Genomic DNA, 11,160 nt, shown 5'->3' on the forward strand with positions numbered 1-11,160 from the left:
AAAGGACAGGAACCATGACGACCGCGAACCATTCGATCATCCTGATTTCAAACGAAGACGACATTACCCATGCCGTCGGAGAAGCGCTAACGGACATCAAGGATGTTACTCTTGACGTGCGGCCCGGCACGTTGGCCTCGGTCAATGGCGCCGCGGTGCAGATGGTGGACCAGCATAACCTGATTGTCTTCAAGCTGAACGCGGACACCGATCGTGAAGCGGTGGCGGAACTTCGCGAACAAGTGGGCGCGCGCGGAACGCTCCTGGCGCTCAGCGACGGCAGCATTTCCCTGGCCGAGGCGATGGAGCTCAAGCAGAACGGGATTGACGAGATCCTGCCATTTCCGATTTCCCGGGAGGTGCTTACCAAGGAGCTTCTGGCGCTGTCAGGCCATCGCACGCAGCTTCCGGCGCTGATGAACGACGAGGATGCACCCCGGATGGGGCATGTTGTTCCGGTTATGCCGGTACGCGGTGGAATCGGCGCGACGACCGTCGCGATCAACCTCGCGGACGCGTTGCAGCAGAAGACCGGTATGCGGCGCAAGACGGCGGCACATCGCGTTGCGCTGGTGGATCTGGATATCCAGTTTGGCACGGTCGCCAATGCGCTGGACCTGGACCCGTCCGATATCTTCTTCCGCATGGCCAGCGAGCAGGTCAATCTGGACGCGACCTTCATTTCGCAATCCATGCAGCAGCACGACTCGGGTCTCGATATCTTGGCCGCGCCGGATCGGTTCGCGCCGATCGAGGCGCTTGACCGGGCCCAGGTTGATGCCCTCGTCGGTCATCTTCAGCGCGGCTACGACTATGTCGTGATCGACATGCCGCGGACCCTTGTCGAGTGGATTGCGCCGATCCTGACACGGGCCGCGCGGCTTCTCATGGTGACGGATACGACCGTGCCGTCGATCCGCCAGGCGCATCGGTTGATCGAGTTCTTTTCGCAGGAGCGGCTCGATCTGCCGGTCGACATGGTCGTCAACCATGAAAAGAAACCGATGTTCGCCGCGCGCCATCATGTCGAAGCCCAGAAGGTGCTCGACCGACCTCTTAAATACTGGTTGCCGGATGATCCGCGCCATGCGCGCCAAGCGCTTGATCGTGGAGAACTGCTTTCCGATGCAGCCGGGGGGGCGCCGCTGACCAAGGCGATCCGCCGGATGTCCGAGACCATCCTGACCGAAACCAAGAATGCCGACGCGGCACAGCCCAAGACCAAGAAGTGAAAGGATCACGGACATGTTCAACAATTTCAGCAAGTCCAAAGCCGGAGAATCGGATCGTGTCGTGGTCCTGCCGAGTGCCAACCGTGTGGCGGTCGAGCCGGATAATGTCATCGAGGCGTTTCAGCCGGAAGATCCCGAGTTGACGGCCTGGCTCGACCTCAAGACGCGGTTGCATGAGGCGCTGCTCGAGCGCCTGAATCTGTCGGTGATCGAAAAGGTCGAATCCGAGGACCTGCGCCGCGAGGTTGCGGTGGCGGTCGGGGAATGGCTCAAGGAGTCGGGCGAGGCACTGAACGGTACCGATTTCAATCGGCTGATCGATGAGCTGCTGCACGAATTGCTGGGCTTCGGCCCGCTTGAACCGCTGCTGGCCGACCCGACCGTGAACGACATTCTGGTCAATGGCCATCGCAAGGTTTTCGTTGAGAGGTTCGGGGTGCTTGAACAGGCGCCGATCCGTTTTCGCGATGAAAAGCACCTGTTGCGTATCATCGACAAGATCGTGAGCCGGGTCGGCCGCCGCGTCGATGAAAGCCAGCCCTGGGTCGATGCCCGTCTCGAGGATGGCAGCCGGGTGAACGCCATCATCCGGCCCTGCGCGATCGACGGACCATCGCTGTCGATCCGCAAGTTTTCGGCCAAGCCGCTGACCATGCAGAACCTGATCGATACCGGGTCGCTGTCGCAGGCCGCTTCCGAACTGTTGCAGGCGCTGGTCGCCGCGCGAATGAACATCCTGATCTCAGGCGGCACCGGTTCGGGCAAGACGACGATGCTCAACGCGCTGTCGTCTTATATCGACCCGCGCGAGCGGATTGTCACGATCGAGGATGCCGCTGAGCTTCAGTTGCAGCAGAGTCACGTAGTGCGCCTGGAAACCCGCCCGCCGTCTTTGCAGGGCAACGGTTCGGTCGGGCAGCGCGAACTGGTGCGCAACGCGCTTCGGATGCGTCCGGACCGGATCATCGTCGGCGAGGTACGCGGCGCCGAAACCTTCGACATGCTGCAGGCGATGAACACTGGCCACGACGGCTCGATGACGACCGTTCACGCCAACAGCGCACGCGACGCGATCAGCCGGCTGGAACAGATGGTCACGATGATGGGCATCGAGTTCCCGCTTTCGACGATCCGGGCGCAGATCGCCTCGGGCCTGCATTTCGTGGTGCAATTGACCCGACTCTCCGACGGCAAGCGCCGGGTCGTGAGCGTGTCGGAAATCACCGGCATGGAGGGAGAGGTGCTCTCGATGCAGGACATTTTTGTTTTCCGCCGCGAGGGGCGGGCGGAAACCGGCGAGGTTCTGGGCCGGTTCATGCCCACGGGCGTGCGGCCAAAATGCATGGATCGTCTTCTTGCTGCCGGGATCGACCTGGATCCGCGGGCCTTCCGCCCCTCGGAGGGTTGAGCGATGGAAAACCTCCTGACCGTCGAAGTCATCAACTATATGGTCTATGCTGGCACGTTTCTGGGCATCTTGCTGCTCTTTACCGGCGTTGCCCAGTTGGCCCAACGCGGCGAAACCCGCGGCGAGGCGCGCAGCCGCCGGATGCAGATGATCGACAAGGGTGCCGACATCGAGGAAATTCTCTCGGTGCTCAAACCTCCGCGGAAAACCGGAGTCTGGGCTCACATACCCTTGATTGGCCAATTGCCCGACCTGTTGTCCCAGGCCGGGATGACCATTTCTACCAACCGTTTTCTGTTTTTTTGCGGCCTCGCGACCATCACGGTGTTTAGCGTCGCGTCGGTGATCTTGATCCTGCCCGTTGCCGTTCTGGTCGGCCTAGGAATCGGATTTCTGGTGCCCCTTCTCGTCGTCAAATCGCGGCGCGATACGAGAATGAAGAAACTTGTCGAGCAGCTTCCAGATGCGCTTGAGCTGATGGCGCGCGGGTTGCGTGTGGGGCACCCGCTCAACACCTCGATCGGATCGGTTGCCCAGGAGATGCCTGATCCAATCGGCACGGAATTCGGCCTGATCTTCGATCAGATCAGTTTTGGCGACGATCTGCCGGATGCCGTTCAGGAATTCGCAGACCGTGTCGGGCTGGAGGACGTGCAATACCTGTCTGCCAGCATCGGCATCCAGCATGGCACCGGCGGTGACCTGGCGCGGGTTATCCGCATCCTCGCCAAGGTGATCCGCGACCGGCTGACCATGCGTCAGAAAATCCTCGCGATTTCGTCGGAAGGCCGTCTGACCGCAGTGTTTCTGTCGGCGTTGCCGGTTCTGATTTTCGTATTCACCACCATCACCAACCCGACCTATTTCGGTGGCGTGCGCGATGACCCGTTGTTCGTTCCGATGATGGTAACGATTGCGGTTCTGACGGTTCTCAACTTTCTCGTCCTGCGCAAGCTCGTTCATTTCCGCGTCTAGGGAGCGTCGATCATGGAACAGTATTTCACTCTTCTTTCGACTCGTTTCGGCGTCACGCCGGAAATTCTGGTGCTTGCCGGGATCGGGCTGGGGGCCGCCGTGTTCTTTATTTCGTTGGCCGTGGCGATCGGCCAGCGCAACCCGGCTGCCGAACGCATAGCGGAAACGCGCATGGCAAAGGCCAACGCGCGCTTTGACCGGGGGCTGCTGCGCGAGACGGTCAGGACGCCGAAGGGATTGCTGCGCGCCGCGCTGCCGACTGACGAGCAGGAGCGGTTGAAGATTGAACAGAAATTCCGGCGGGCCGGGATCACGTCACCAAATGCGCTGCGGGTCTATACGCTGGTTAGGATCGGTCTGGGCGTTCTGTTGCCGCTGTTCTTTGCCGCGCTGGTGGTTGCGTCGAAAACGCCCGGAATGCCGGTGCCCGAGGCACTGGCCGAGCGACTGGCCGGGCTCAACCGTCTGACGGTCATCCAGATCATCGCCGTAGCTGTCGCGGTGGGCTACTATCTGCCAGCGATCTGGCTCGACGGGCGGGTCAAGGAGCGCCAGCTTCGCATCACTGAGAGCTTTCCCAATGCCCTTGATCTTCTGCAGGTTTCGATCGAGGCTGGGCTTGGCTTCGATGCGGCGATGACGCGGGTGGCCAACGAACTGGCCGCAGTATCGCCCGACATCGCCTTCGAGTTTCTCACCGTGCAACACCAGGTGGCGGCAGGTCGTCCGCGAGAAGTGGCGTTGCAGGCCATGGCCCGGAACACCGGCGTGGATATGGTGCGTTCGTTTTCGACCGTCATCGTGCAGTCGATGCATTTCGGCACGAGCATGGCCGAGGCGCTGACGACCTATGCCCACGAAATGCGGATTGCGCGCGAACTCAAGGCACAGGAAATGGCGAACAAACTCCCGGTCAAGATGTCGGCTGTGCTGGCGTCGCTTATGCTGCCTGCCGTCGTCATCGTCACGATTGGCCCTGTTGTGATTCGGTATATCCGGGTTTTTTCGGGTTGAGACAAAGATATTTCCGTTTGCCCAGAAGGCCGATTGTTAGCTCTTTAGATCGAATATTTTGTGGATACGAGGATTGTTCAGAGCAAATACACGCCAGACGTGAAAATCTGTCATTTTCAAGGCTTCAAATTGACTGAAGTTTAACGAGATCGATAATTTTACCTTGGGGGCGTTTTGAGCCGAAGCCCGTGTATTGGGGCGCAGTTCAAGTTTCTTGGGGAAGTTTTCGAATGTTCAGTGGTGGAATCGAGGAAAGGCAGTCCGGTCACGATCCCGGGCTGGGTGTCAGCTGTATAGAAGCGGTCGCTTCGTGGTGCCAGGCGGTACAAGGTAGTGTGCCACTTACCGGTGCCCTTCGGCAGGTTTGCAACGCTTTCGGTGGAGAGCTTGCGGCGGTTGCGCGGGTCAATCACGAAAACAAGGGTAGCCGGATTGACAGGGTTCGCATCGTGGCTTTCGATCGTCGCGCGAATTTCATCAATGAAATTGAGGGGTTCAACGTTTCCAGTGCCGAGGCCGTCTGCAGCAAGTATCTTGCCGTAGCAAAGCTGGGGTCGATCTGGCACGCGCATGTGATGGATTTCATAAATACGCCGCGTCTGTGGGCGCCGCTGAACCAGCGACGGCTGGTGGAAACCGTCGTCATTCCACTCGAGCATCACGTAAACAGCAGCGACTTTCTGGAAATCCATTTCCCGGCGGAAATTCATGCATCGACACTCGATAAACTGGGTCTTGTTGGCGAGACGATTGCGAAGGCATGGAAAACCCGGAGCATGGGTCTTTTATCGCGCAATTTCATGCGCGACGGCCATTCGGCGAAATCCGGTGCGGGGAAGTCGCAGAAAAACATCGACGTTCTGGCGATGGACAATCCGTGCAAACTCAGCCGTGCGGAATACAGGGTATGTCTGCTTCTAAGTTCGGGGCTGAAAAAGGCGGCACTTCTGGAAGAGCTTTCTATCGGAACGGCAACGTTGCGCACGCATCTTCGGAACATTTATGCCAAGACCGACACGGCCTCGCAGGCGGAATTGTTGCAGAAACTGCTCGTACCTGCGGCGCGGCGCGGAACGCACCGTTCGGAGGTGACCAGCCGTGTCGCCTGAGTTTGTGCCGCTGTTGTTCACCGCACCGCTGCTTGTTGTCATGGCTGCGAGCGACGTCAGGCACATGCGTATTCCGAATTGGCTGGTTCTTGCCATGATCGTTGTCTTTGCTGCGGTGGCGCCGTTCTATCTGAGCGGGGAAGAGATCGTGATGCGGGTTGCAGTGGCGGGCGGGGTTCTTCTGGTTGGCATTGTAGCATTCACATTCCGGATAGTCGCCGGTGGCGACGTCAAAGCCCTTGCCGCGCTCATGCTTTTCGTGCCGGCGGGGGCGACGTCGATTGCCTATTTCGGGTTCACTTTCTCGGCTGCCATGGTGCTCGGCATGATTTTCATGCTGACCCTGCGCCGCGCGTTCAGCTCTCCCGAAAGCAGCTTTCTCAGCCTGTCGATCGACGCGGGATATCCGATGGGGCTTTCGATCGCCTTGGCCGGGCTCGCCTTCCCGGCGGTACACATCTTGATCGGGTGATCCCGACGGCTCGAGTCCGGGACGCGACAAAATACTCACGCTTGCCAGCGTTGGTGCATTGGATGCCGTCGGCGGGGCCAAAGTACGAGTTGGCCCATCCCGATAGCTGACGTGTCCACAGCGGCGTAATGGATCCCGTCCGGCCTAGCCGAGCACCGTATTCACTGCCCTGGCGGTGGCGGCGACGACGCTGTCGGCTTCGTCCCGGGTCAGGCAGAACGGCGGGGCAAAGCCCAGAATGTTGCCCTGTGGCATGGCGCGGGCAATCACCTTGTCTCGGTCGAGGAGCGCGGCGGCGATTTGCGGGCCGATCTTGTCGGCAGCGTCGAAGAAGGCGCGTGTATCTCGGTCCTTCACGAACTCGACGGCGCAAAGCAGGCCTTCTCCGCGGACCTCGCCGACATGTGGGTGATCGGAGAGCGCGTCGCGCATCGCAGCGTTGAGATAGGCACCGGTGTCGCGGGCGTTGTCGACAAGGTTCAGATCGTCGATCAGTCTGAGGTTGGCCACTCCGGCGGCGGCACCGATCGGGTGGGCGGAATAGGTCCAGCCGTGACCGATCGGGCCGTTTTCGTCGGTGCCCTGTTCGAGCACGTTCCAGACCTTGTCAGAGACGATCGAGCCCGAAAGCGGCGCATAGGCCGAGGTCAGGCCCTTGGCTATGGTGATGATGTCGGCCTCGATGCCGTAGTGATCCGAGCCGAACATGGTGCCGAGGCGACCGAAACCGGTGACGACTTCGTCGGCGATGAGCAGGATGTCGTGTTTTTTCAGCACGGCCTGGATCGCGGCCCAGTAGCCGGCGGGCGGGGGGACGATGCCACCTGTGCCAAGAACCGGCTCGCCGATGAAGGCGGCGATGGTGTCGGCGCCTTCGCGTTCGATTAGCGCCTCCAGCGACGCGGCGCATTGGGCGGTGAACTGTTCCTCGGTCTGGGAGAGGTCGTCGCGGCGGAAGTAGTAGGGTGCGTCGGTGTGGATCACCTGAGCCAGCGGCAGGTCAAATTTCTTGTGGAAGAGCTCGAGTCCGGTGAGCGAGCCGGTCATCAGTCCGGAGCCATGATAACCGCGCCAGCGCGAGATGATTTTCTTTTTCTCGGGACGGCCCAGGATGTTGTTCATGTACCAGACCAGCTTGATGTTGGTCTCGTTGGCGTCCGAGCCGCCGAGGCCGAAATAGACCTTCGACATGTTCGCGGGCGCGCGGTCGAGGATCATCTTGGCAAGTGTGATCGAGGCCTCGGTGCCATGACCGACGTAAGAATGGTAATAGGCCAGTTCGCGGGCCTGTTCGGCGATGGCATCGGCAATCTCGGCACGTCCGTAACCTACGTTGACACAGTAGAGCCCGGCGAAGGCGTCAAGCAGGCGATTGCCGTCACGATCCTCGATATGGCAGCCGCTCGCGGTCTTGATGATACGGTTGGGACTTTCGCCGCGGGCGTGCTGGGCGAGGTGAGTAGAGGGGTGGAAGAAGTTCTCGCGGTCCCACGCGTCAAGTTGATCGTTCTTCAGCATGCCCTGTCCTTTCTTGTGCCAACCCGGCCAGACCTATGCGATTCGGTCGGGTGGGGCCAACCCCCGGGCGGTATGGCTTGCGTTGTCCGGGTGCAGGTCAGGCTTACGGGCGCGGTATCACGCGGTAGGTGAACGTGGCGCTGTCGGCCTCGGCCATGGCCTCGGAAAGCAGCCGGTCCACGCGGCCATGATCAGGGGATCTGCGGCAGACCGGGTCGGTGGCGGCGGCATCGCCGGCGATGGCGAGCGCCTGGCAGCGGCAGCCGCCGAAATCGACCTCGACTCGGTCGCAGGATTGGCAGGTGTCGGGCAGGAAATCGGTGCCGCGGTAGGCATTGAAGGCGGGGCTGTCATACCAAATGTCGCGGAGCGGCGTGTCGCGGATGTTGTCGAAGGTCAGGTGCGGAATGGTTTCGGCGGCGTGGCAGGGCAGCACCTTGCCGTCGGGCGAGATGTTGAGCCCGGCCGTGCCCCAGCCGCCCATGCAGGCCTTGGGATAGTCGGCATAGTAATCGGGCGGGACGAAATCGAAGGCGAGCGTGCCGCGCAGCCGGGCCTCGGCTTCGGCCACCTTGCGCTTGGTCGCCTCGGTTTGCTCGCGGGTCGGCAGCAACGCGGCGCGGTTCAGCGTGGCCCAGCCGTGGAACTGGACGCAGGCCACTTCCAGCCGGCGCGCGCCCAGTTCGACCGCCATGTCGATGGTGCGGTCGAGGTCGTCAAGGTTGTGACGGTGCATCACGGCGTTGAGGGTGAGGGGAAGGCCGCGTTTCCTGATTTCCTCGGCCACCATCATCTTGCGCTCGAACCCGCCCTTGTAGCCGCCGATACGGTCGGCCAGCTCGGGCGTGGTGCCCTGCAGCGAAAGCTGGATGTGATCGAGCCCGGCGGCTTCGAGCGCGTCGAGCCGTTTCGGGGTCAGCCCGATGCCCGACGTGATGAGGTTGGTGTAGAGCCCGGCCTCGTGAGCGGCCCGGGTCAGGTCAACCAGATCGGGGCGCGAGGCGGGTTCGCCGCCCGAGAGGTGCAGTTGAAGCACGCCGAGATCGGCGGCCTGGACGAAGGCGTCGGCCCAGGTCTCGGTGGCAAGCTCGGTTTCCTTGCCATGCAGCGCCACCGGGTTCGAGCAATAGGGGCAGGAGAGCGGGCAGCGGTGGGTGAGTTCCGCCAGCATGGCGATCGGGGGCGGGGTGGTCATGGATCAAGCCTCCTGCCCGACAGGGAACACGCCGGAATTTTTCGAAAATTCTGGTCCGAATTCTTTCGAAGAATTCGGGGTTGCGCACGTGGCTGAAAGGCGCGTACGCGGAAAATGCGACATTTTCCGGATCGTTTTCTTCGAAAGAAAACCAATGGCTCGACCCCCGGTCATTTCACTACCGTCAGGAAGACGCGGGCGCGCAGGGATTGCAGGAAGGCCTGGACGTCGGATTCGATCTGGTCGCGCGGGGCGCTGTAGGTGTCGGCGAGATCGCTGACGATTTCGGCGAAGGTGGCGTCGCCGGTGACCCGGGTCAGGATCGCCTCGCCGATGGCGTCGAGCGCGATGGCCTTTTCCGGCGCCAGCAGCACCATGCCGCCGCGGACCCGGTCCTGCGCCAGGCGCACGCCCCGGGGCAGGCGGGGCCGGTCGGTGGGGGCGAGGGCGAGGCTCATGCCATGCTGTCTCCGGGTTGCCAGGCGCCGGGCGGCACGTGGCCGTCGACGTAAGCCGACCAGAGCGCGTCGAGCTGGGCCCAGAGCATATCGGTTTTGAACAGGAGCGCCTCGCAAGCCATGTCCTCTTTCTCGGGCGTGTCGGCGTGGTCGAGCACCCATTTCAGGCCGTAAGCCACGTCCTTGGGAGCTTCGGTCAGGCGTTTGCGGAAATAGGAGAGGCTGACAAGGTTGGCGAAATCATAGTGTTTCAGCAGGCCTTCGATGCGGTTTTCGTGGATTTTCGGGGCGAAAAGTTCGGTGAGCGATGAGGCGACGGCCTGCAGCAGCGGTTTTTCGCGGACGTAATGCACGTAAGCTTCGCAGGCAAAGCGCGTGGCCGGCAGGATGCCGACGCCGGAGGCAACGTAATCGGGGTTGAGCCCCACCGCCTCGGCCAGTTTAAGCCACCGACGCAAACCGCCGCCTTCGTCGATGCCGCCGTCATGATCCTCGATGCGGCTTCGCCATTCGCGGCGGATATCGGGATCAGTGCAGCGCGACATGAAGGCAGCATCCTTCATCGGGATCGCAGCCTGGTAGGCCCAGCGGTTGATCACCCAGGCGCGGACCTGGTCCGGCGTGCAGTCGCCGCCGTGTAGCTTGTGATGGAACGGGTGCTTGTCATGATAGCGCTCGGCACCAATGGCGCGCAGGCGGGCCTCGAGGCTGTCGCGGCTCATAGGTCGACCTCCAGTCCGTCAGATGCGATCTGCCAGCCATGTTCGAGCACATGGGTGCGCTCGGGGCTGTCGGGACGCCAGACGGGGTTGGTGTTGTTGATATGGATGAAGGTTTTGCGCGCGTGTATCGGAGACAGCCGGGCGATTGAACCGTCGGGGCCGGACATCGAGATATGGCCCATGCGACGGCCGGTTTTTTGGCCCGTGCCGGATCGGATCATTTCGTCATCGTCCCAGAGCGTGCCGTCGAAAAAAAGCTGATCGGCATCCTGAAGCCGTGCCAGCAGGTCATCGGGGACATGGGCGCAGCCGGGAATGTAATAGACCACCTTGCCGTTTGCCGTGAGGCGGACGCCAACCGTCTGTTCGCCGACCAGGTCGGTTTCGACCACCTCGCCCTCCATGAAGAGCGGTACCTTGCCAGGGACGGCGAACAGCGTGGCCTCGAGACCTTCGTGGAGGGGGAACGGGGTGTCGAGCGCGATATGGTTGCGGGTGACCTTGTCGCGCGAGACAGCGTCGAAGATGCGGTTCTCGTCAAGCACGGAGTGAATCTCGTGCGTGGCGAAGAGGGTGAATGGGGTCTGTTCGCGCAAGGAGAGCAGCCCGGCGATGTGGTCGATATCGCCATTGGTGACCAGCACCGACGCGACCGGCGTGTCGCGCAAGGAACGCGGGTGCAGGGCGGGGAGGTCCTGCATCTGGCTGCGGATGTCGGGTGAGGCGTTGAGGATCGACCATTGCGATCCGTTGGCGGAGACCGCCAAAGACGACTGGCCGGACGGCGCTAGCCGCCCGGCGCGGGCATCAATGCAATTGGGGCAGCCGCAATTCCATTGCGGCAGGCCGCCACCGGCCGCGGCACCCAGAACGAGACATTTCATCGATCAGGGCCTCCGCGGCGGGCGCTATCAGAACAAGTCGTCGTTGCCGCGGCCGCCTTCGTCCTCTGCCGGCGTGTACATGTTGATTTCCATGCCGCAGTTGACTTCGCGGAGCTTGGGAGCAGTCCAGGCCATTTTTCACCTCCACTGGCTGGTTGTCTGGGTTCAACACT

12 protein-coding genes are annotated in these 11,160 nt (G+C 61.7%); 6 read left to right on the forward strand and 6 right to left on the reverse strand.

Annotated features, from left to right (window positions below; all coding sequences use genetic code 11):
* The first annotated feature begins 14 nt into the window (after positions 1–14).
* From NO357_RS07210 to NO357_RS07235, 6 genes are all read left to right on the forward strand, one after another.
* Positions 15–1,232, forward strand: coding sequence for a CpaE/TadZ family protein (locus NO357_RS07210; RefSeq protein ID WP_306734959.1), 1,218 nt, complete (start codon positions 15–17; stop codon positions 1,230–1,232).
* Positions 1,233–1,245: 13 nt separating this feature from the next.
* On the forward strand, positions 1,246–2,640 hold the full coding sequence (locus tag NO357_RS07215) for a TadA family conjugal transfer-associated ATPase (RefSeq protein ID WP_306734960.1): 1,395 nt from the start codon (positions 1,246–1,248) through the stop codon (positions 2,638–2,640).
* Positions 2,641–2,643: 3 nt separating this feature from the next.
* Positions 2,644–3,615 carry a type II secretion system F family protein gene (locus NO357_RS07220; protein WP_306734961.1) on the forward strand — a complete coding sequence of 324 codons (972 nt, stop codon included), beginning with the start codon at positions 2,644–2,646 and terminating at the stop codon, positions 3,613–3,615.
* Positions 3,616–3,627: 12 nt separating this feature from the next.
* On the forward strand, positions 3,628–4,629 hold the full coding sequence (locus NO357_RS07225) for a type II secretion system F family protein (RefSeq protein ID WP_306734962.1): 1,002 nt from the start codon (positions 3,628–3,630) through the stop codon (positions 4,627–4,629).
* Positions 4,630–4,859: 230 nt separating this feature from the next.
* Positions 4,860–5,738, forward strand: a complete 879-nt coding sequence (locus NO357_RS07230) for a helix-turn-helix transcriptional regulator (protein WP_306734963.1) — start codon at positions 4,860–4,862, stop codon at positions 5,736–5,738.
* Positions 5,728–6,210, forward strand: coding sequence for an A24 family peptidase (locus NO357_RS07235; protein ID WP_306734964.1), 483 nt, complete (start codon positions 5,728–5,730; stop codon positions 6,208–6,210). Before NO357_RS07230 ends, NO357_RS07235 begins: the two co-directional genes overlap by 11 nt.
* A gap of 144 nt (positions 6,211–6,354) precedes the next feature.
* On the opposite strand, the gene NO357_RS07240 is transcribed toward NO357_RS07235, so the two are convergent.
* From NO357_RS07240 to pqqA, 6 genes are all read right to left on the reverse strand, one after another.
* Entirely contained in the window at positions 6,355–7,728 is a 1,374-nt protein-coding gene (locus NO357_RS07240; RefSeq protein WP_306734965.1) for an aspartate aminotransferase family protein, read from the reverse strand.
* 103 nt (positions 7,729–7,831) lie between these two features.
* Complete coding sequence (gene pqqE / locus NO357_RS07245; protein ID WP_306734966.1) at positions 7,832–8,923, reverse strand: pyrroloquinoline quinone biosynthesis protein PqqE; 1,092 nt, start codon at positions 8,921–8,923, stop codon at positions 7,832–7,834.
* Between the two features lie 170 nt (positions 8,924–9,093).
* Entirely contained in the window at positions 9,094–9,381 is a 288-nt protein-coding gene (gene pqqD / locus NO357_RS07250) for a pyrroloquinoline quinone biosynthesis peptide chaperone PqqD (RefSeq protein ID WP_306734967.1), read from the reverse strand.
* Positions 9,378–10,103, reverse strand: a complete 726-nt coding sequence (pqqC, locus tag NO357_RS07255; protein WP_306734968.1) for a pyrroloquinoline-quinone synthase PqqC — start codon at positions 10,101–10,103, stop codon at positions 9,378–9,380. The genes pqqD and pqqC overlap by 4 nt, the downstream gene beginning before the upstream one ends.
* Positions 10,100–10,987 carry a pyrroloquinoline quinone biosynthesis protein PqqB gene (pqqB, locus tag NO357_RS07260; RefSeq protein ID WP_306734969.1) on the reverse strand — a complete coding sequence of 296 codons (888 nt, stop codon included), beginning with the start codon at positions 10,985–10,987 and terminating at the stop codon, positions 10,100–10,102. Before pqqB ends, pqqC begins: the two co-directional genes overlap by 4 nt.
* A gap of 27 nt (positions 10,988–11,014) precedes the next feature.
* On the reverse strand, positions 11,015–11,122 hold the full coding sequence (pqqA, locus tag NO357_RS07265; protein ID WP_306734970.1) for a pyrroloquinoline quinone precursor peptide PqqA: 108 nt from the start codon (positions 11,120–11,122) through the stop codon (positions 11,015–11,017).
* Positions 11,123–11,160 lie beyond the last annotated feature (38 nt).

It is taken from the genome of Marimonas arenosa, assembly GCF_030848945.1.
Taxonomy (GTDB): Bacteria; Pseudomonadota; Alphaproteobacteria; order Rhodobacterales; family Rhodobacteraceae; genus Marimonas; species Marimonas arenosa.